The organism is Ectopseudomonas khazarica (assembly GCF_017915135.1).
GTDB classification, from domain to species: Bacteria; Pseudomonadota; Gammaproteobacteria; order Pseudomonadales; family Pseudomonadaceae; genus Aquipseudomonas; species Aquipseudomonas khazarica.
The window spans coordinates 2,410,940-2,430,432 of record NZ_CP068551.1 but is presented as its reverse complement, the minus strand read 5'-3'; the positions used below and the strand labels follow the sequence as shown (position 1 = coordinate 2,430,432).

The 19,493-nt window shown below is 65.8% G+C and carries 19 protein-coding genes; 5 read left to right on the top strand and 14 right to left on the bottom strand.

The annotated features are described in order from the left end of the window. Nucleotides 1-76 precede the first annotated feature (76 nt). The 9 genes from JLK41_RS11570 to JLK41_RS11530 form a co-directional block, all read right to left on the bottom strand. Entirely contained in the window at nt 77-940 is an 864-nt protein-coding gene (locus tag JLK41_RS11570) for an alpha/beta hydrolase (RefSeq protein ID WP_150609471.1), read from the bottom strand. After that, nucleotides 937-1,740: an alpha/beta fold hydrolase gene (locus tag JLK41_RS11565; RefSeq protein ID WP_150609469.1), complete on the bottom strand. Its 804-nt coding sequence runs from the start codon at nt 1,738-1,740 to the stop codon at nt 937-939. Before JLK41_RS11565 ends, JLK41_RS11570 begins: the two co-directional genes overlap by 4 nt. Nucleotides 1,741-1,840: 100 nt before the next feature. Further along, the gene (locus JLK41_RS11560; protein ID WP_037052004.1) at nt 1,841-2,473 is read right to left on the bottom strand and encodes a LysE family translocator; all 633 of its coding nucleotides are present in this window, start codon (nt 2,471-2,473) and stop codon (nt 1,841-1,843) included. Between the two features lie 44 nt (nt 2,474-2,517). Further along, the gene (locus tag JLK41_RS11555) at nt 2,518-3,321 is read right to left on the bottom strand and encodes an AraC family transcriptional regulator (RefSeq protein WP_210391043.1); all 804 of its coding nucleotides are present in this window, start codon (nt 3,319-3,321) and stop codon (nt 2,518-2,520) included. Between the two features lie 213 nt (nt 3,322-3,534). Further along, the gene (locus JLK41_RS11550) at nt 3,535-3,978 is read right to left on the bottom strand and encodes a hotdog fold thioesterase (protein WP_210391042.1); all 444 of its coding nucleotides are present in this window, start codon (nt 3,976-3,978) and stop codon (nt 3,535-3,537) included. A gap of 57 nt (nt 3,979-4,035) precedes the next feature. Then, nucleotides 4,036-5,703, bottom strand: coding sequence for an AMP-binding protein (locus JLK41_RS11545; protein WP_210391041.1), 1,668 nt, complete (start codon nt 5,701-5,703; stop codon nt 4,036-4,038). Nucleotides 5,704-5,852: 149 nt separating this feature from the next. Continuing rightward, nucleotides 5,853-6,311 carry a phosphohistidine phosphatase SixA gene (sixA, locus tag JLK41_RS11540; RefSeq protein WP_037051994.1) on the bottom strand — a complete coding sequence of 153 codons (459 nt, stop codon included), beginning with the start codon at nt 6,309-6,311 and terminating at the stop codon, nt 5,853-5,855. Further along, nucleotides 6,308-6,655: a DUF4389 domain-containing protein gene (locus JLK41_RS11535; protein ID WP_037051991.1), complete on the bottom strand. Its 348-nt coding sequence runs from the start codon at nt 6,653-6,655 to the stop codon at nt 6,308-6,310. The genes sixA and JLK41_RS11535 overlap by 4 nt, the downstream gene beginning before the upstream one ends. 31 nt (nt 6,656-6,686) lie before the next feature. Next, nucleotides 6,687-7,709, bottom strand: a complete 1,023-nt coding sequence (locus JLK41_RS11530; RefSeq protein ID WP_134675915.1) for an NAD(P)H-dependent glycerol-3-phosphate dehydrogenase — start codon at nt 7,707-7,709, stop codon at nt 6,687-6,689. A gap of 312 nt (nt 7,710-8,021) precedes the next feature. Here JLK41_RS11530 and JLK41_RS11525 point away from each other — a divergent pair, with 312 nt between their 5' ends. The 3 genes from JLK41_RS11525 to fabB all read left to right on the top strand — a co-directional run bounded on the left by JLK41_RS11525 (nt 8,022) and on the right by fabB (nt 11,857). Continuing rightward, nucleotides 8,022-9,896, top strand: a complete 1,875-nt coding sequence (locus JLK41_RS11525; protein WP_244976514.1) for an ATP-binding protein — start codon at nt 8,022-8,024, stop codon at nt 9,894-9,896. A gap of 213 nt (nt 9,897-10,109) precedes the next feature. Beyond that, the gene (fabA, locus tag JLK41_RS11520; RefSeq protein WP_210391040.1) at nt 10,110-10,625 is read left to right on the top strand and encodes a 3-hydroxyacyl-[acyl-carrier-protein] dehydratase FabA; all 516 of its coding nucleotides are present in this window, start codon (nt 10,110-10,112) and stop codon (nt 10,623-10,625) included. A gap of 11 nt (nt 10,626-10,636) precedes the next feature. Continuing rightward, the gene (gene fabB, locus JLK41_RS11515; RefSeq protein ID WP_037051981.1) at nt 10,637-11,857 is read left to right on the top strand and encodes a beta-ketoacyl-ACP synthase I; all 1,221 of its coding nucleotides are present in this window, start codon (nt 10,637-10,639) and stop codon (nt 11,855-11,857) included. Between the two features lie 61 nt (nt 11,858-11,918). Here fabB and JLK41_RS11510 read toward each other — a convergent pair whose 3' ends face one another. The 5 genes from JLK41_RS11510 to JLK41_RS11490 form a co-directional block, all read right to left on the bottom strand. Beyond that, nucleotides 11,919-13,544, bottom strand: coding sequence for a methyl-accepting chemotaxis protein (locus tag JLK41_RS11510; RefSeq protein ID WP_210391039.1), 1,626 nt, complete (start codon nt 13,542-13,544; stop codon nt 11,919-11,921). 131 nt (nt 13,545-13,675) lie between these two features. Next, nucleotides 13,676-14,026: a hypothetical protein gene (locus JLK41_RS11505; protein ID WP_244976494.1), complete on the bottom strand. Its 351-nt coding sequence runs from the start codon at nt 14,024-14,026 to the stop codon at nt 13,676-13,678. Nucleotide 14,027: 1 nt separating this feature from the next. Beyond that, nucleotides 14,028-14,705 carry a phosphatase domain-containing protein gene (locus JLK41_RS11500; RefSeq protein WP_210391038.1) on the bottom strand — a complete coding sequence of 226 codons (678 nt, stop codon included), beginning with the start codon at nt 14,703-14,705 and terminating at the stop codon, nt 14,028-14,030. Then, on the bottom strand, nt 14,702-15,427 hold the full coding sequence (locus JLK41_RS11495) for a phosphatase PAP2 family protein (RefSeq protein WP_210391037.1): 726 nt from the start codon (nt 15,425-15,427) through the stop codon (nt 14,702-14,704). Before JLK41_RS11495 ends, JLK41_RS11500 begins: the two co-directional genes overlap by 4 nt. Nucleotides 15,428-15,446: 19 nt before the next feature. Next, nucleotides 15,447-17,405 (bottom strand): LTA synthase family protein, encoded by a 1,959-nt coding sequence (locus tag JLK41_RS11490; RefSeq protein ID WP_210391036.1) that lies wholly within the window; start codon nt 17,403-17,405, stop codon nt 15,447-15,449. Between the two features lie 103 nt (nt 17,406-17,508). Here JLK41_RS11490 and JLK41_RS11485 point away from each other — a divergent pair, with 103 nt between their 5' ends. Both JLK41_RS11485 and JLK41_RS11480 read left to right on the top strand, forming a co-directional pair. Next, nucleotides 17,509-18,192, top strand: a complete 684-nt coding sequence (locus JLK41_RS11485) for a response regulator transcription factor (RefSeq protein WP_047586466.1) — start codon at nt 17,509-17,511, stop codon at nt 18,190-18,192. Continuing rightward, nucleotides 18,182-19,450, top strand: coding sequence for a sensor histidine kinase (locus tag JLK41_RS11480; protein ID WP_210391035.1), 1,269 nt, complete (start codon nt 18,182-18,184; stop codon nt 19,448-19,450). Before JLK41_RS11485 ends, JLK41_RS11480 begins: the two co-directional genes overlap by 11 nt. The last annotated feature ends 43 nt before the right edge of the window (nt 19,451-19,493 follow it).

Below are 19,493 nucleotides of genomic sequence, written 5' to 3'. Positions count from 1 at the left end.
TGGCGACTTCGAAAGAGTCGATCATGCGATCCTCCATGGCAGACCGCCACACCTTTCCCCAGGAGCCGCCGGCAAGTCAAGGCACGCGCAGGAATGGATTGAAACAATCCGCTACGAGTTGCGCCCCCCGCTCGTCGTCGAGGTGCAGGTGGTGACCGCCCGGCAGCCTGTGCACCTCGAACGGCAGGTCCTGAAGCAAGGCCCTGACCGCAGGTTGCGCGCCCATCATGCCCTGCTCCGCCAGCACCAGGCTGACCGGGCATTGCAGCGCGCGGACGAAGGCCTGCGCATGCGCCCAGCTCAGGCGCAATGGCGAAGGCAGGGTCAGGCGACTGTCGGTGCGCCAGGTGTAGCCACCCGGCACCGGCATCAGGCCACGCTGGGCCAGCAGCTCGGCGGCCTCACGGCTGACCGCGCCGACACCCTTCATGCGCGCCTCCACGGCACGCGAGACCTCGGCATACACCGGCTTGCGCTTGTCACTGAGCTGTTGCCGGGCACGTAGCGCCTCGCCGAGCTTCTCCGGGGCCTGTTCGGCCTCGCCGGTATAGGGCACCAGGCCATCGATCAGCGCCAGGCGCGCGACCCGCTCCGGCAGGGCTGCCGCCAGCAGCACGGCGGTAATCGCGCCCATGGAATGGCCGAGAATGGAGAAGCGCGACCAGCCGAACTGTTCGGCCACCTGCAGCACATCGAAGGCGTAGTCCCACAGGGCGTAGCCGGCACCTGCCGCACGGTGCTCGGAATGGCCATGCCCGGCAAAGTCCAGGGCGACGATGCGCAATCCTTCGAGCCTGGGCGCCAGGCGCGCGAAGCTCGCCGCGTTGTCCAGCCAGCCATGCAGGGCCAGCACCGGCACGCCATCCTCGGGGCCATACAGGTGCGCCGCCAGTTCGATGTGCGGCAGGCTCAGGCGTACTTCTTCGAAACCGCTGTTCATGCTCTCTCCTCCTGGCCGCCGGCCCAGCGCAGGAACAACTCGCGCAACAGCTCGGCAGTCGCCTGTGGCCGCTCCAGAGGGAACATGTGCCCTCCGGGCAGGCTGTGATATTCGGCCCGCGGCATGCTGCGCAGCAGGCGTGCGTGGTGCGGCAGGACCACACGGCTATGGCGGCCGCGCACCATGGCCAGCGGCACCGCCAGCTGCTGCGGTCGCCCGGGCGAGGTGTGCGGCACGCTGCGATAGATGCTGATCTCGGTGGCCGGGTCGAAACGCAGGCGCAGGCCCTGCTCGTCAGCCTGCAAGCCGTGGCTGACATAGGCATCGAGGCATTCGGGATCGAAACGGCGGAACAGACTCTTGCCGGCGAAGTAGTCACGCGCCTCGTCCGAGTCGGCGAATGCTTCACGCCGCCCCAGGGTACGCCCAGCGGGCGTGATGCGGTCGATGAAGCCGAAGCGCTTGGCCGCACGGATCACCATGCGATCGGCCAGCGTCAGCACCGGCGAGTCGAGCATCACCACGCCGCGATACAGCTCCGGACGGAGCAAGGCGGCGTGATAGTGCAGCACCCCGCCCAGCGAGTGGCCCACGCCCCAGACCGGCTCGTCACTGCACTGCAGGTGATGGATCAGCTCGTCGACCAGGTTGGACCAGTTGTCATTCACCGGGAAACGCGGGTCGTGGCCGTGCTGCTGCAGGTGCCGAATCTGGAAGTCCGGCGCCAGGGCTGCGAACAGCTTGCCGTAGGTCGCGGACGGAAAGCCGTTGGCGTGAGCGAAGAAAAGCGGCTGCGGCATGCATGAAACCCGAGGAAGTCAGTACCAGCGCGATTCTCCGGCAGCCCGCCAGGTACGACAATGACCGTAACCGCCATTGATGGCGGCGCAATGGTCAGGACTATAACAACAGGCGGCCGACGATACTCGCCGCCACCAGCAGGAACACCAGGCCGCAGACGAAATCGATGGTCGGCGCCACCTGCAGCAGGCGCTGGCGCATCAGCGGCCGGCTCAGGGTCATGCCGAGCAGACTGAACCAGAACAGGCTGAGGCCGAACAGCAGCGCCGCGCAGGCCATCTTGCCGGGCAAGGACATGTCCGCGGGCACCAGGCTGGTGAGCAGCGCGAGGAAGAACACCAGCGCCTTCGGGTTGCCCAGGTTGGTGAACACGCCCCGCAGCCAGGGACCGAACACCGAGGGCGCCAGTTCGCCGTCCAGGCGCCGATTGCCCGGGGCCCCGCGCCACCAGGCCTGCACCGCACCGACACCCAGCCAGGCCAGGTACAGCGCCCCGCCGACCTGCAGCAGGTCGAACAGCCACTGCGTGCGACTGAGCAGCAGCGCCACGCCGCTGAGCACCAGGGTGCCGTGCAGGAGAATCCCGCAGGCCAGGCCCAGCGCGCTGAGCAACCCGGCACGCTGCCCCTGGTGCAGCGCCGTACGCACGACCAGCGCCACATCGGGGCCGGGACTGATGAGCGCTACCGCGAACACGGCAGCCAGCGACAGCAAGACGGACGTCTCCTGCATGGTGAACTCCACGAGATTGAAGAGATGAATCGGGGCGGCTGGGCTCAGCGCTGACGCAGTCGCGCGGGTGGCAAGCCGTAGGTACGACGGAACAACCGCGAGAAATGCGCCTGGTCGTAAAAGCCCAGGCGCAGGGCGATTTCGCTGAGCGACTCGCCCGCCAGTACCAGCGGCAAGGCGCGCTGCAGGCGCAACTGCGTCAGCCACTGATGCGGCGGCAGGCCGGTGTGCTGGCGAAAACGCCGCAGCGCCTGCCAGGGGCTCATCGCGCAGAACGAGGCGATTTCCTCCAGCGAAGGCGGATCGTCCAGGCGACTCTCCAGCCATTCGCGCAGCTGCTGCCAGGTACGGCTGTCGAATACCCGGTCGGGCTCGCTGACACGCAGGGTCGAGCCCATGTCCAGCAGATAGGCCAGCGCTTGCCAGAGCGCGCTTTCCTGCGCCAGCGTCGAACCGTCGAGCATGGCCGCATGAAAACGTTGCAGATGCTGCGACAGCAGCGGATGACGCAGGCTGGTGGTGGTCAGCCTGGGCGCACCCTGGCGCCCATCGCTGAGGGTCCGGCTGGCCTCGTCGAGCCAGTGCGGGTCGAAGGCCATCACGCGGATGCGATAGCTCTCTCCCTCCAGACACGCTCCATCGTGGATCCCCTCCGGCGCCATCAGCAGCACATCCCCTGCCCCGACCTGGCGCCGCTCGCCACGATAGGCATAGCGATGCTGCCCCTGGATCAACAGGCCAACGTGGTACTCCAGGTGGAAGTGCCGAGGGAAGGTAAAGCGGCGGTACTCGGCGTCGATCAGGCGAACGCCGGGCAAACTGCTCTGGATGTGAGTGATCTGGTCCATGGCGCCTACTCTAGCGCCATGTGCCGGGTAAATCTTGGATGAAATTGCAGCCTCGGCACCCGCTAAAGGGCGCCGCTGCCGGGTTCGCAAAGCCTGTTCACGATCTCGACGGCGAAATCACCCGAAGAGGCGCGGTTCAGCTGCTGTAGATGCGCATCTTGAGGGGAGTTTCAACACCGCTTGGCCAACGCGCAGCAGATCGTCGACAGGCGATCAGGCCTTCGGCGGCTGCTCACCCAGGGGCACGATGGCCATGGTCAGGCGCGAGATGCAGCTGGTCTTGCCATCGTCACCGCTCAGACGGATATCCCAGACGTGCGTGGTACGCCCCAGGTGCACCGGGCGGGCCACGGCATGCACCCGGCCACTGCGCAGGCCGCGCAGGTGGTTGGCGTTGACCTCCAGCCCGACGCAGTAGAAACGCCGGTTGTCGATGCACAGGTAGCTGGCGGTGGAACCCAGGGTTTCCGCCAGCACCACCGATGCCCCGCCATGCAGCAGGCCGTAGGGTTGATGGGTGCGCGCGTCGATCACCATGCTGGCGCTGATGGAGGCGTCGTCGAACGACTCGAAGCGAATGTCCAGCACTTCACCGACGGTGTTCTTCAGGGTCGCGTTGAGTTCATCGAGATCGGGAGTTCGTTGCCACAGGCCCATGCTGGTAGTACCTCACGTCCACTGGAGACCGGGCCGGCACGAACCGGCCCACCCTGTTCAGTCGTGCCAGAGCACCGCTTCGCTGCGCTCCTGCCACTCGGCGAAACGCTCGCCGTAGGTGCCCTCGATCACCGCCCGCTTGATCTTCAGGGTCGGAGTGAGGAAGCCGTTCTCCACCGCCCAGACCTCCTTGACCAGGACCAGCCCCTGCAAGCGCTCATGCTGATCGAGACGACCGTTGACCTCGCTCAGCAGGGCCTTGAGGCTGCTCTCCAGATCGCTGCGGCTGTCATTGGCCGCCTCCTGCCGCCCCATCTCGGAGAGCACGCACAGGGCGATGGGCTGCGGCAGCCCGTCGCCGACCACGCAGACCTGCTCGATGCGCGAATGTTCGCCGATGCGGTTCTCGATCGGCGCGGGCGCCACGTACTTGCCCTTGCTGGTCTTGAAGATTTCCTTGATCCGCCCGGTCAGGCGCAGGTTGCCCTCGGCGTCCTGCTCGCCCTTGTCACCGGTGCGCAGGAAGCCGTCGTCGGTCAGCGCTTCGGCGGTCTTGATCGGGTCCTTGTAGTAGCCCTGCATCGTGGCGCCACTGCGCACCTGCACCTCGCCGTCCTCGGCAATGCGCACCTCGACGCCCGGGTTGTTCTGGCCGATCCAGCCCTGCTTGAAACTGCCGGGCCGGCATACATGCGAGTAGCCGCAGTTCTCGGTCATGCCGTAGACCTCCTGGATCTCCATGCCCAGACGGCGATACCAGTTGAGCAGCGCCTCGGGGACGGGCGCCGCACCGGACAACGCGTAGCGGATGGCATCGAGCCCCAGCCCGGCGAGCACCTTGCGCCCGACCAGTCGGCCGATGATCGGCAGCCTGAGCAGGCGGTCGAGCTTGTGTGCGGGCATCTTGCCGTACACGCCCATCTGGAACTTGGTCCAGATCCGCGGCACGCCGAACATCACCGTCGGCCGTGCGCGCTTGAGGTCTTCGAGGAAGGTGTCCAGGCTCTCGGCGAAAAAGATCGTCTGCCCGGCATAAAGAGACGCCAGCTCGACGAACATGCGCTCGGCAACGTGACACAGCGGCAGATAGGAGATCAGGCGATCGTCCTCGCCCACGCCGAACAGCGCGGTGGCGTGGCCGGCAGCGAAGCCGAAGTTGGAGAAATTGTGCATCACCCCCTTGGGCATGCCCGTGGTGCCGGAGGTGTAGATGATGGTGGCCATCTGATTGGCCGCCAGCTTGGGGTCGTCCTGGATCGGCGTGCTGCGCTGCAGGTCGTCCCAGCTGTAGTCGAAGTCGCCCGGTGCATGCAGTGGCAGGCTGATGGTCGGCAGGCCCTGCGGCACGCCCGGAGCCATCGCCGCCCAGTCATCGAGCTTGCCGACGAAGGCCAGCGCCGCTTCGGAGTGCTCCAGCACCTGTTGCATCGACTCGGCGGTGAGGTTGGGATACAGCGGCACGGAGACATGGCCGGCCATCCAGATCGCCAGATCGCTGATGATCCAGTGCGCGCAGTTCTTGGAGATGATGGCGATGCGGCTGCCCTGCGGCAGTTCCCGGCTGCGCAGCCAGCTGGCGGCCCGCCGCGCCTGGTCGCCGACATCGGCCCAGCTCAGTTCCAGCAGCTGACCGCCACCCAGCGGCTGCACCATGTAGCGTTTGTTCGGGTGCCTTGCTTCACGTTCGTAGAACAGCTCGAGCGGCAAACGGATTGCATCAGCCACAGGGCTTCCTCCTTGTTGTTTTTGTAGGAATCGACCAAGCACTTGCTTGGTCGACTATTCCACGCAGACACAGGAGGCGCAAGTTAAGAAATGTTTCTCGACAGGACACATCTCGCCAGGGCTTGCGTCAGTCCGCAGCCCCTGGCGGATCAGTGCGGATGGATCAGCGCGAGCAGCTCCATCAGCCCCGCAGCCGGGATGTCGCCTTCCAGCTCGGCCAGGCTCGCGGTACGCATCGGCAATGGATCCTGGCGGTGCCCATGCACCAGCAGGCCACCCAGCGCGCCGATCAGGGGCTGGTGACTGACCAGCAGCACCTCGGCTCGCTCGCGCTCGTCGAGGTACTTCAGCACGTCACGCGGGTCGCTGTCGGGCGTCAGCCAGGGCACGGTGTTCACCTTGCCAGCGAAGCCGAGCGTCTCGCGCACCAGCTCGGCCGTCTGCTGAGCGCGCACGTAAGGGCTGGCGACTATGGCTGTCAGCGGCCGGCCAGCGAGCTGGGCGGCCGCCTGCTGCACCTCGTTGCGGCCATGGGCGGTCAGCTCGCGAGCGGCATCGCTCGCGGCCCGAGGCTCGGCCTCGCCATGTCGCAACAGCCACAGCCTCACAGCTTGGGCTCCTCGTCGCGCACCGGATGCGCAGCGGGTGGAATGCTGTGTGCGGCCTCGCCTTCCGGCGCCCGCGGCGTCGGCCAGTCGGCGAACGGCCAGGGCTTCTCGTCGCTGTTGAAGGTGCCGAAGCGACCGATCTGCGCCAGGTACTGGCTCAGGCTGTCGCCAAAGCCCAGCAGACTGGCGTTCGGTGCGCCGTAGAACAGGCGATAGCCGAGTTGCAGCAGCACCACGGCGCCGAGCAGCAGCTCGGCCAGTTGCCAGACGATAACGAAGATCACCATCCACAGAATGCGCAACAGAATCGACTCGCGCTCAAGCTCCTGTTTTTCATCGCTCATGCTTCAACTCTCCTTGATTGACTTAGCGCTGCTAGAAACCTGCGGTGGGAATGAAGTCGACGTCGGTCTTGGGTTCACCGGCCATCAACAGCTCGATCACCTGAGCCAGCGTACGCCCCTCGAAGAGGATGGCATGCAGGCCCGCGACCAGCGGCATGTAGACGTCGAGTTCCTCGGCACGCGCCTTGAGGACCTTGAGCGTGTTGACCCCTTCGGCCACCTCGCCCAGGCGCTCCACCGCCTCCTGCAGGCTGAGGCCCTCGCCGAGGGCGAAGCCGACCTGATAGTTACGGCTTTTCGGTGACGAGCAGGTGACGATGAGATCGCCGACCCCTGCCAGCCCCAGGAAGGTCATGGGGTTGGCGCCGAGCTTGACGGCAAAGCGGGTCATCTCGGCCAGGGCACGGGTGATCAGCATGCTCTTGGTGTTCTCGCCCATGCCCAGCGCGGCGGCCATGCCGGACATGATGGCGTAGACGTTCTTCAGCGCACCGCCCAGCTCGACACCGAAGCGATCGGCGCTGGCGTAGACCCGGAAGGTCCGGCCATGCAGCGCCTGCTGCACGCACAGGCACAGCGCTTCGTCTTCGCTGGCGATCACCGTGGCGGTCAGTGCGTGGTCGGCGACTTCCTTGGCCAGGTTCGGGCCGGACAGCACGCCGATACGCGCCTGCGGGGCGATCTCTTCGAGAATCTGGCTCATCAACTTGAAGCTCTTGGCCTCGATGCCCTTGGTGGTGCTGATCAGCATCTTGTTCGCCAACTGCCCGGCCACGGGCTGCAGGGCGTCGCGCAATGCGCTCGACGGCAACGCCACCAGCACCAGCTCGGCCTGCTGCAGCACGCCGGCCAGATCGCTGGTCGGCTCGATCCCGGGGTGCAGCTTCACGCCCTTCAGGTAGCGCGGGTTCTCGCCACTCTGGCGCATCTGCTCGGCCTGTTCAGGGTCACGCATCCACTGCAGGACACGCTGGCCGTTCTCTGCCAGCAGATTGGCCAGGGCGGTACCGAAGCTGCCGCCACCCAGGACGGCAATGGGTTGAAGCTCTGTCATATGTCTTCCGAATGAGGCCATGGGTGATGGCGGTCTGCGCTCATTATACGGAGCCGAGAGTACCCGGCCAGGGCAAAAGTTCAGCACGGACGGGCAGATAGATGGCACAAACGCGAATTACCGCAGAGTGCGCGCGCCTGCCACTGGTAAAGCCCGGCAGCTGCGTTAACATGCCGGATCGACGTCAGTTGCCAAGGACAATTCGTGCCAACAGGCAAGCCTTTGCCCGAGCCCTGCCCGCCACGCTCAGACGCGGCAGCGCCACATCCAACCAGGGACGGTAGGGCCTCGAGGCAACGCCGTGGCTGGAACATTCATACCCGCACGCAACTGATCAGCGTTGGCCCGGCGCTGCTGCTGACCCTGTTGCTGACGGGTTTTCTCACGTTCACGCGCCTGCAGGACCTGCGCCAGGAGCAGGGCCACACCGGCCAGCTGATCGCCAACCAGCTGGCGCCAGCCACCGAGTACGGTGTGCTCAACGGCGACCTGAGCATCCTGGAAAACCTCCTGCGCGCCACCCTGAGCACGCCCGACGTGCGCTTCGCCGAAGTCCGTGATCGCGACGACAACATCCTGGTGTACGTCGAACGCGCCAAGGAACAGGGGCAGAGCACCCCGCAGGTGGAAGTCTTCCAGGCCGCGATTCGCCTGCACGCCTCGCAGACCCGCGAACAGCTGCCGCTGGGCAAGGTGCTTGGCAACGGTTACCTGGGGCGCGTGGTGATCGGCATGTCCAACGACACCTTCAATGCCCGCCAACAGGAAATCCTGCTCAAGGCCGGCGTGCTCTCGCTGGTCGCCCTGCTGCTGACCTTCCTGCTCGCCAGGCGCCTGGCCAGACGCCTGGCCCAGCCGCTCAGCGCCATGGGTCAGGCGCTGGAGCGCATCCAGAGCGGCGACTACCGACCGGCGCTGGTCGAACGGGGCAACGACGAACTGACCGACCTGGCCCGCCACATCAACAACCTCGCCTGTGCGCTGGAACAGAGCGGCCAGGAACAGCAACAGGCGATTGCCGAGCTGATCCAGGCACGCGAGGAATCCGAACAGGCCAACCGCGCCAAATCGGACTTCCTGGCGATGATGAGCCACGAGCTGCGCACCCCCATGAATGGCGTGCTGGGCATGCTGCAGCTGCTCGAGACCACCAGTCTCAGCGACGAACAGGCCGAGTACGCGGCGCTGGCCACCGAATCGACCGAGCACCTGCTCAAGGTGATCAACGACATCCTCGACTTCTCCCGCATCGAGCGCGGCGCGCTGGAGCTGGAAGCCATACCCTTCAACCTGCTGGAGTTGCTGCAGAGTTCGATCCAGGTGTTCCAGCACAGCGCCCAGCAGCGCGGTCTGCAGCTGCTGCTGGAGAAACAGGCCGGACTGGAGCAGCTGGAAGTGCGCGGCGACCCGACACGCATCCGGCAGATTCTGGTCAACCTCATCGGCAACGCACTGAAATTCACCGAAGAAGGCCACATCCGCGTCGAGACCCACTGGCAGCCGCTGGATGAGCAGGTGCTGTGGTTCACCTGCGCCGTCCACGACAGCGGCATCGGCATCGACAGCGAACGCCTGGAACACATGTTCGACGCCTTCCAGCAGGCCGACACCTCGATTTCCCGACGCTACGGCGGCACCGGCCTCGGCCTGCCGATCGCCAGGACCCTGGCCGAGCGCATGGGCGGCACCCTGCGGGCAGACAGCCAGCTGGGCAGCGGCTCGGTGTTCACCCTGGAAATTCCGCTGCCATTTCGCACCTACAGCGAACGGCCGCATGACCATGAGAACCTGCCCCTCGGCCAGGACGCAGGCGATGGCCAGGCCGTGCTGCTGGTAGAGGACAACCCGGTCAACCAGACGGTGATCGAGGCCATGCTGCGCAGCCTCGGCTATCAGGTCAGCCTGGTCGGAGACGGCCAGCAGGCGGTGCAGAGCTGCACGCAGAACGACTATGCGGCGATCCTGATGGACTGCCGCCTGCCCGTCATGGACGGCTACGAAGCGACCCGACAGATCCGCCTGCTGCAACAAGGCCAGGATGTACCGATCATCGCCCTGACCGCCAATGCCCTGCAGGGCGACCGCGAAGCCTGCCTGGCGGCCGGGATGAACGATTACCTGGCAAAGCCGTTCAAACGTGCGGATCTGCAGCGCATTCTGCAGCGCTGGCTACCGGTGCGACCTTAGGCCAGTAGCCCTGATGACGAACACGGGTTACAAGGAGAAATTGCAGGGTCTGTGACATTGCGCGGCCAGCGGAGTACAACTGTACTCACTGCGCTGTGACTTTCACCACAACGCAACAGTCTATGACTAGGCTGCCGGCATATGCCCACCGGGCGTGGCCGGCCAGGACGATTCGCCCAGCCTTAGAAGCGTGGGGACAATTGAGGAGCTCGCATGACAAAACAAAACGCCTACACCCGGGAAGACCTGCTCGCCTGCAGCCGCGGCGAACTGTTCGGCCCGGGGAACGCGCAACTGCCCGCCCCCAACATGCTGATGATCGATCGTATCGCTCACATCAGCGAAACCGGCGGCAAGTACGGTAAAGGCGAAATCGTCGCTGAGCTCGATATCAACCCGGACCTGTGGTTCTTCGGCTGCCACTTCCAGGGCGACCCGGTCATGCCCGGTTGCCTGGGCCTCGACGCCATGTGGCAGCTGGTCGGCTTCTACCTCGGCTGGCAGGGCAACCCCGGCCGCGGCCGTGCCCTGGGCAGTGGCGAAGTGAAATTCTTCGGCCAGGTACTGCCGACCGCAAAGAAGGTCACCTACAACATTCATATCAAGCGCACCATCAGCCGCTCGCTGATCCTCGGCATCGCCGACGGCAGCGTCAGCGTCGATGGTCGCGAGATCTACAGTGCCGAAGGCCTGCGTGTCGGCCTGTTCACCTCCACTGACAGTTTCTGAAGGACTTGCACATGCGTCGTGTCGTGATTACCGGTCTGGGCATCGTTTCCTGCCTGGGCAGTGACAAAGCAAGCGTGGCCAGCAGCCTGCGCGAGGGTAAATCGGGTATCCGTTTCAACCCAGCCTACGCCGAAATGGGCCTGCGCAGCCATGTCTCCGGCTCGGTCAACCTGAACCTGGAAGAGCTGATCGATCGCAAGATCATGCGCTTCATGGGGGATGCCGCCGCATTCGCCTACCTGTCCATGGAACAGGCGATCAAGGACTCCGGCCTGACTCCCGAGCAGGTTTCCAACCCGCGTACCGGCCTGATCGCCGGCTCCGGCGGTGCTTCCACCTTCAACCAGATGGAAGCCCTGGACACCCTGCGCGAGAAAGGCGTCAAGCGCATCGGCCCATACCGCGTCACCCGCACCATGGGCAGCACCGTTTCCGCCTGCCTGGCCACGCCGTTCCAGATCAAGGGCGTGAACTTCTCCATCTCCTCGGCCTGCGCCACCAGCGCGCACTGCATCGGCCAGGCCATGGAGCAGATCCAGCTGGGCAAGCAGGACGTGGTCTTCGCCGGCGGTGGTGAAGAGGAGCACTGGAGCCAGAGCTGCCTGTTCGACGCCATGGGCGCCCTCTCCACCCAGTACAACGAGACCCCAGAAAAGGCCTCGCGCGCCTACGACGCCAAGCGTGACGGTTTCGTCATCGCCGGCGGTGGCGGCATGGTCGTGGTCGAGGAACTGGAGCACGCTCTGGCCCGCGGCGCGAAGATCTACGCCGAAATCGTCGGCTACGGCGCCACCAGCGACGGCTACGACATGGTCGCCCCGAGCGGTGAAGGCGCCGTGCGCTGCATGCAGCAGGCACTGTCCACCGTCGACACCCCGATCGACTACCTCAACACCCACGGCACCTCGACACCGGTCGGTGACGTCGCGGAAATCCGTGGCGTACGTGAAGTGTTCGGCGACAAGGCACCGAAGATCAGCTCGACCAAGAGCCTCTCCGGCCACTCGCTGGGCGCCGCCGGCGTACAGGAAGCGATCTACTGCCTGCTGATGATGGAGAACAACTTCATCGCCGGCTCGGCCAACATCGAAGAGCTCGACCCGGAAGTCGCCGACCTGCCGATCCTCTGCAAGACCGAGGAAAACGCCAAGGTCGACACCGTGATGAGCAACAGCTTCGGTTTCGGCGGCACCAACGCCACCCTGGTGCTCAAGCGCTGGAACGGCAAGTGATCGCCACCCGGCTGTAAGCAGAACGGCGCCCCAGGGCGCCGTTTTCTTTTGCCGGCTGCGCTCAGACCTTGAAGCGTGCCACCAGGCCGTTGAGGTCCACCGCCAGGCGCGACAGTTCCTGGCTGGCCGCGCTGGTCTGGTCGGCGCCGGCCGAGGTCTGCATCGACAGATCGCGGATATTGACCAGGTTGCGGTCGACCTCGCGCGCCACCTGCGCCTGCTCCTCGGAGGCGCTGGCGATGACCAGGTTGCGCTCGTTGATCGAGGCGATCGCCTGGGTGATCTGTTCCAGCGCCACCCCGGCAGCCTGTGCGACCTCCAGCGTCGAGCGCGCACGCCCGTTGCTGCCCTGCATGGAGGTGACGGCACGCTCGCTGCCGTCCTGGATGCCACCGATCATCTGCTCGATCTCCTGGGTCGACTGCTGGGTGCGGTGCGCCAGCGCCCTCACCTCGTCGGCGACCACGGCGAAACCGCGCCCGGCTTCCCCGGCACGAGCAGCTTCGATGGCGGCGTTGAGCGCCAGCAGGTTGGTCTGCTCGGCAATGGAGCGGATCACGTCGAGGACCTTGCTGATCTCGCGTACACGTTCGGCCAACTGCTCCACCTCGGCCGCCGTGCTGCCGACGTCGTCGCTGAGCTGGCTGATCGAGTCGACGGTCTGGCGCACCTGTTCGCGTCCCTGCTGCGCGGTGACGTTCGACTCGCGCGAGGCCTCCGAGGTGCTGACCGCATTGCGCGCCACCTCCTCCACGGCGGCGGTCATCTCGTTCACCGCGGTAGCGGCCTGCTCGATCTCGGTGTTCTGCTGGTGCAGGCCGCGGGTCGCATCCTCGGTCACCGCATGCAGCTCCTCGGAGGCCGAGGCCAGCTGGTTGGAGGAATCGGCGATGCCCTGGATGGTGCTGCGCAGGCTCTGCTGCATGCTGCGCAGCGCCAGCAGCAGGCGCGCCGGTTCATCCTTGCCCTCGGCCTCGATGTTCCGGGTCAGATCGCCCGAGGCCACGACCTCCGCCACCTGCACCGCCTCGCTCAGCGGCGCGACGATGCTGCGGGTCAGCAGCATGGCCAGCGCGACGGTGATCAGCGCCGCCACCAGCATCATCACGATGCCCCAGACACGTGCCGACTCGAACACCGCGATCGATTGCGTGGCGGCATCGGCGGCGCCGCTGCGATTGAGCGCGGCGAGCGCCGTCAGCGCCCGGGAAATGTCATCGGCATGCTGATTGATCGTACCGCTCATGACCCCCTTGGCCTGCTCGAAATCGTCCTGGCGGACGAATGTGGTGATCTTTTCCTGCTCGCCCAGGTAGTCCGTCTTCGCCTGCTTGAAGCGGTCGTAGAGCGCGCGCTCCTCATCGCTGGAGATCAGCTTCTCGTAGTTGGCTTCGGCCTGGCCGAGCTTGGCCCGCAGCTCCTCGACGGTACGCAGGCTGGCCTGTACCGTCGCCGCATCCTGGCTGACCAGCATGCGCAGGGTGAGTGCGCGCAGACGCTGAGAGTCCTGACTCAGCTCCCCCAGCGCCATGACACTGGGCAGCCAGTTGCTGTCGACCGCAGCGGACTGCTTGCGCATTTCGGACATCTGCAGCAGGGAGAACATCCCGAGCAGGATCACCAGCAACGCCACCAGACCGAAGCCCAGGGCTGCTCTAGGTGCAATGGACAGATTACGCAGCGACATGTGGCGAAACTCCTTTTACGCACGGAAATCGAGACCTCCGCCGCGTGATCCGGCGGGGGACCTGGGGAAACTGAAGCCACTCCCTGCGTAACTATCGGCACGGCGCGCCAGCGCTTGATAGCGAACCTGCGCTAACGGCGCAGCGCGCTGGCCATCGCCTGATCGACCTGGTGACGCCACTTCCGGTCACTGCGCTGCTGATCCCGCGCCCAGCGCCAGCCGTCGGCATGTTGCACCTGCTCGCACTGGCGAAAACCGTCATCCCAGCCCTGCGCATACAGCGGCTCCCGCTGATAGCGTAGCGGGGCTTTGTCGAACCCGCCCAGCGGGCCGACCATCGCTCGTCCGGAGCTGCAACCGGCCTCGAAGCCGTCCACGTAGGTCGGCGGATAATCGGCCGCGAGCAACTGCTCGCGCAGGCTGGCGCAGCCACCCAGCAGCGCCAGCGTCAGGATGCCGCCGAACAGGCGCGATGCGCCCACCTCACACGCCCTCGACCAGCGACGTGAGCTTCGCCTTGAGTGCGCAGAGTGCCCAGGGGCTGGTGCTGCAGGCACCGCTTTCGAGAGCGATGCGCAGCGCGCCGACATCGGCCCCGCGGATATAGCGTTCGGCATCGCCCATGCGATCCTCGCCACCGAAGCCTGCACCGGCCATCTCCGCCAGCGCCTGCTCCTTGCTCCAGCCCTGGTAGATCACCCGGTACATGGCGGCGATCAGTCCCGTGCGGTTCTGCCCGTGCTTGCAGTGGATCAGCACGGCACCACGACTTTCGCCCTCGCGAATGCTACGCAGCGCGGCGATCACATCACTGTCGTCGACACGATCGGTATGCATCGGCAGGTGCACCTGGGTGACCTGCGGATCGCGCAGCCATTCAGCGTCGCTGTGCTGGTAGAAATTGACCACCGTGGTCACGCCCAGCCGTTGCAGGGCCGGCCAGTCAGTGGCCTTCGGCAAGGCGCTGCGGTACAGCCCCGGCCCCATGCGGTACAGGTTCAGGCGCGGTTCCAGAGATTGCGCCCAGCCCGCCGGGTGAGCCGGTTCGAGTGGCAGCGCGCTGCTGGCGCCCCAGGCCATGCTCAGTGGCAGCGCCAGCAGAGCGCCGAGGAACACCAGTGCGGCAAGACCCAGTCGAGCCAGTTGCAGATAACCTGTCATTGAAGCTGCCCTCCCATCACCAATCGAGCATCCGCGGAGTGAACAGCCGGCGCGCGGTAGAGCACGAGCCGGTAGGTGACCAGGCAGATGACCCAGTCGATCAGCAAGGTCCAGACGTTGTGCGAGAGGAAGTGCGCGCCTTGCAGCATGCGTCCGAGCGAGAACAACGAACCCAGGCCCAGCGCCACGGCCAGGGCAACGCGGGCGGCCCGTGGGCGGCGATCACGCAGGACGAAGAACAGCGCCAGCAGCGAGAAGCCTGCCGAGGCATGCCCGCCCGGCCAGCAGCGCCCGGGCTTGGCCGTGGGGGCCCGCTCGGCGAGCAACGGGGTGAACTGCTCCTGGCCGCCGAACTCAGTGAGGCTCCAGGGGCAATGCATGCCGGTCAGGGCCTTCAGCGGTGTTACCACCGAGGTCGACAGGCCCAGCGCCAGCACCAGATAGCCCAGCGGCCGGCGCCATGCGCGCAGCCTCGTCGGCAACAGGCTGAGGACGAAGCCGACGATCGCCAGCACACCGACGACGATCACGGCCTGCTTGGCGCGGTCATGCAGAATGTCCTCCAGCCAGAAGCTGTGGCGCCCGATGAAGCCCTGCCCCGGTTCGTAGAACAGGTTGGCCAGGGCGAAGTCCAGCGGGGCCGGGTCGATCAGCAGCAAGGCCGCCATCAGGGCCAGGGGGATGCCCAGGGCCAGGCGAAAGTCCAGATAACGCGAAGTCATTGAGGTCTCCTCGGCGGCACTAGCGCTGGCTGACATGCTGCGCATCGCCGCTGTCGGCCTGCCAGGCGATCAGGCGCTTCTGGTAGGCATGGCTGGCCCCCTGGTAGTAGGCGATGTCACGGCGCAGCAACGGGTCGGTGGTGTCGACACGCGCCTCGTGACTGAGCCCCAGGGCGTCTTCGTGGCGACGCATGCCCTGCTGCGGGCTGAGAATGGCCAGGTCATGCCCGTCGAACAGCCCCAGGTGCTGGTAGTTGCCCAGCAGGGCGCGGCCCGGCGCATGGTCCTCGCGCAACACGTTGCGACCGAAGAAGGTGGACACATAGTCGAGGTTGAGCAGGCCCATCAGCGTCGGCGCCACGTCGATCTGACTGACGACGTCGGTGTACTCGGCCTGCTTGACGTGCTTGGGCGAATAGACGAACAGCGGGATGTGGTAGTTGGCCACCGGCAGGTCCTCGCGCCCGGCGCTGCCGGCCGTGTGGTCGGCGACGAAGACGAACAGGGTGTCGTCGAACCAGGGCTTGCTCCGTGCCTCGGCCAGGAACTGGCCGATGGCGTAGTCGGTGTACTTCACCGCGCCTTCGCGCCCCTCCCCCGACTTGATGTCGATACGCCCATCGGGATAGGTGTAGGGACGATGGTTGGAGGTGGTCATCAGCTGCAGGAAGAAACGCTTGCCACTGGCATGATCGGCATCGGCCACCTTCATGGCCTGGCGATAGAGATCCTCGTCAGCCATGCCCCAGGCGTTCTGGAAGCTCATGTCGGCGTCGGCGACGCTGCTCTGGTCGACGATGCGGTAGCCGTTGCCGCCGAAGAAGGCGTTCATGTTGTCGAAGTAGCCGCGCCCGCCATAGACGAACACGCTGTCGTAGCCCTTGGCGCCCAGTTGCTGGCCCAGGCTGGCGTAACCGGATTCGCGGCCGATGCGCTTGACGATCGACCGCCCCGGGGTCGGCGGAATCGACAGGGTGATCGCCTCCAGGCCGCGATCGGTGCGGGTGCCAGTGGCATACAGGTTGGTGAACACCAGGCTGTGCTTGCGCAGCTCGTCGAGGTTCGGCGTCAGCCCGCGAGTGTCGCCGAAGCTCCCCAGGTACTTGGCGCTGAGGCTTTCGATGGTCACCAGCACCACGTTCAGTGGCTTGGCCTTGCCGGGGTTGTCGATGACCCGGCGGATGTCTTCCGGGTCGCGACCGATGAAGCGTGCATTGGGTTCGCTGACTTCTTCGCGCAGCAGCCCCGCCACCGCACCGTCCGGCAAGGTGGCGTAGAACTGCCGGTAGTCCAGCTCGTTGTTGCGGAAAGCGGCGAAGAACTGATATGGGCCGTTGCTCGCCAGCTCACGCTGATAGGTGTTGCCGCCCAGGCCGCGCGGTGCGTCCTGGCCGACCAGGCCACTGCACAGGCCGACCAGCAGGGCCAGCATCAGCACGCCATAGGCCGACCGGCTGAACGGCAGGCGCGGAGCCTGCAACGCGGCGTGCAGGGTACGACGCAGGGCGAAGGTCAGGCCGATGGCCACGACCGCCAGGAGCGACAGCAGCGGATAGATCGGGTAGGACTCGAGGATGTTGTTCACCACCTCCTTGGAGTACACCAGGTAGTCGACGGCGATGAAGTTGAAGCGCACCCCGAACTCGTCCCAGAACAGCCACTCCGCCACGGCGGTGAAGAACATCACGAACAGGCTGACCGCGACCACGCCGACCAGCATGCGCTGGTGCCAGCGTCGGCGCCACAGCCAGGCCGGGCACAGCAGCAGGTACAGGGTCATGGGGATGGCGGCGTAGACCAGGAAGCTCAGGTCATAGACCAGGCCGACGCCGTACAGCCCGAACAGGTCCGTCAGTGACACGCTGGCGTCGCCCAGGTGGCTGAGCAGCAGCACGCTGCGCGTCAGGAAGAAGACCGCCAGCCAGGCCAGCAGAATGATCGACAGATAACGAAGTTGCGCGTAATGGAGCCGAGGCATCGTATGATCCTTGTGGGATGAACGAGCCGAAGTCTGCTCAGTGCGCCGTGAGCCGTTCGTCAAAGCCGTGTGAAAAATTCGTCAAACCCGGGACTATTCGCCGATGCGCATTCTGGTCATCGAAGACAACCGCGACATCCTCGCCAACGTGCTGGACTACCTGCAGCTCAAGGGTTTCAGCGTCGACTGCGCCCAGGACGGCCTCAGCGGCCTGCACCTGGCCAGCACCGGGCATTACGACCTGATCGTGCTGGACATCATGCTGCCGGGCATCGATGGCTACCAGGTGTGCAAGCGCCTGCGCGAGGACGGCCGCAACGAGGTGCCGATCCTCATGCTCACCGCCCGCGATGCGCTGGACGACCGCCTGCAGGGCCTCAACGCCGGAGCCGACGACTACCTGATCAAGCCGTTCGCCCTCTCCGAACTGGTGGCCCGCATCGAGGCCATCCTGCGGCGCAGTCAGGGCACCCGCAAACGCCAGCTGCAGATCGCCGACCTGCTCTACGACCTCGACACCCTGCACGTCAGCCGCGCCGGCCAGCCGCTCAAGCTCAACCCACTGGGGCTGAAGCTGCTGGCCATCCTCATGCAGCGCAGCCCGGCGGTGGTGCGCCGCGAAGCGCTGGAGGAAGCCCTGTGGGGCGACGACTGCCCCGACAGCGACAGCCTGCGCAGCCACGTCCACCAGTTGCGCCAGGTGCTCGACAAGCCCTTCCCGAGCCCCTTGCTGCACACCATCCACGGCGTGGGTTACCGCCTGGCGGAGAACGAGCATGCTGGCTAAGCAGCCTTTCGAACGGCGCATCCTGATCGCCTTCGTGCTGATGACCGTGATGGTCAGCGGCCTGTTCTCGCTGAGCATCGTCGCCGTGGTGCACTTCATCGAGGAGCACCTGGTCTCACAGGAGATGAGCCGCGAACTCGGCGAAACGCTGAACGAGGACATCCACCACGGGCGCCCGCCGCGTCTCGACTCGAGCACCCGCTTTTTCTCCTCGAGCAACCCCGACTACGCCATCCCGGCCGAATACGACGGCCTGGCGGAAGGCTTCAACGAGGTCGTCAGTGGCAACGAAGCGCTCTATGTCTACGTGCAGGAGATCAACGGCCAGACCTACATGCTGGTGCAGGAGCAAGAGGAATTCGAAGCCCGCGAAAATGCCCTGTTCAACGTCGTGCTGGCGGGTTTCCTGCTCACCGTGGTCGCCGCCTGGGGCCTGGGCCTGATCACCGCGCGCAAGGTGATGGCTCCCGTCACCCGCCTGGCGCAGCAGGTGCGCCATCGCGACCAGCTGCATCCACTGGCTCCGCCCCTCGCCCCGGACTATCCGGATGACGAGATCGGCCAGCTGGCCGCCGCCTTCGACAGCACGCTGGGCCAGGTGCGCCAGTCGCTGGAGCGCGAACGCCTGTTCACCAGCGACGTCAGCCACGAGCTGCGCACGCCGCTGATGGTCATCGCCACCTCGTGCGAACTGCTCGCCGAAGCGCCCCTGGCGCCGCGCGAGAAGGAGCAGCTGGCACGCATCACGCGGGCGACCGAGGAGATGCGCGAGCTGGTACAGACCTTCCTCGAACTGGCGCGCGACAAGTCCAACGAGGCGGTGCTCATGGGCACCCGTCCGCTGGCCACCATCGCCCAGGAGCAGGCCAGTCGCTGGGGCGCACTGATGAAGGAGAAAGGCCTGGACTTCCAGCTGATCGAAGAAGGCCAGGACGACGGTCGCTACAACACCACCTTCCTCGCCACGGTGATGGCCAACCTGCTGCGCAACGCCCTGCACTACACCGAACGCGGTAGCGTGCGCCTGATCCTGGAACGCGGCGCCTTTCGCATCGAGGACAGTGGCGCGGGCATTCCGCCCGAGCAGCACGAGCGTATCTTCCAGCCGTTCGTCCGTGGCGCCCAGGCGCGCGGTGAAGGGCTCGGCCTGGGGCTGTCGCTGGTCAAGCGCATCTGCGCCAAGCAGGGCTGGAGCGTCAGCCTGCAGAGCGAACCGGGCGATACGCGCTTCCGCGTGGCCCTGAGCAGCGAGGCTTGACGTTTTTTTCACATCTCTTTGACATTGCCTTGATGCCGCGACG

Excerpts from the sequence above, each read along its gene's own strand:
- JLK41_RS11570 (WP_150609471.1), bottom strand. The coding sequence starts at position 940 with ATGAACAGCGGTTTCGAAGAAGTACGCCTGAGCCTGCCGCACATCGAA.
- JLK41_RS11565 (WP_150609469.1), bottom strand. The coding sequence starts at position 1,740 with ATGCCGCAGCCGCTTTTCTTCGCTCACGCCAACGGCTTTCCGTCCGCG.
- JLK41_RS11560 (WP_037052004.1), bottom strand. The coding sequence starts at position 2,473 with ATGCAGGAGACGTCCGTCTTGCTGTCGCTGGCTGCCGTGTTCGCGGTA.
- JLK41_RS11555 (WP_210391043.1), bottom strand. The coding sequence starts at position 3,321 with ATGGACCAGATCACTCACATCCAGAGCAGTTTGCCCGGCGTTCGCCTG.
- JLK41_RS11550 (WP_210391042.1), bottom strand. The coding sequence starts at position 3,978 with ATGGGCCTGTGGCAACGAACTCCCGATCTCGATGAACTCAACGCGACC.
- JLK41_RS11535 (WP_037051991.1), bottom strand. The coding sequence starts at position 6,655 with ATGAGCGATGAAAAACAGGAGCTTGAGCGCGAGTCGATTCTGTTGCGC.
- JLK41_RS11530 (WP_134675915.1), bottom strand. The coding sequence starts at position 7,709 with ATGACAGAGCTTCAACCCATTGCCGTCCTGGGTGGCGGCAGCTTCGGT.
- fabA (WP_210391040.1), top strand. The coding sequence starts at position 10,110 with ATGACAAAACAAAACGCCTACACCCGGGAAGACCTGCTCGCCTGCAGC.
- fabB (WP_037051981.1), top strand. The coding sequence starts at position 10,637 with ATGCGTCGTGTCGTGATTACCGGTCTGGGCATCGTTTCCTGCCTGGGC.
- JLK41_RS11510 (WP_210391039.1), bottom strand. The coding sequence starts at position 13,544 with ATGTCGCTGCGTAATCTGTCCATTGCACCTAGAGCAGCCCTGGGCTTC.
- JLK41_RS11500 (WP_210391038.1), bottom strand. The coding sequence starts at position 14,705 with ATGACAGGTTATCTGCAACTGGCTCGACTGGGTCTTGCCGCACTGGTG.
- JLK41_RS11495 (WP_210391037.1), bottom strand. The coding sequence starts at position 15,427 with ATGACTTCGCGTTATCTGGACTTTCGCCTGGCCCTGGGCATCCCCCTG.
- JLK41_RS11490 (WP_210391036.1), bottom strand. The coding sequence starts at position 17,405 with ATGCCTCGGCTCCATTACGCGCAACTTCGTTATCTGTCGATCATTCTG.
- JLK41_RS11485 (WP_047586466.1), top strand. The coding sequence starts at position 17,509 with ATGCGCATTCTGGTCATCGAAGACAACCGCGACATCCTCGCCAACGTG.
- JLK41_RS11480 (WP_210391035.1), top strand. The coding sequence starts at position 18,182 with ATGCTGGCTAAGCAGCCTTTCGAACGGCGCATCCTGATCGCCTTCGTG.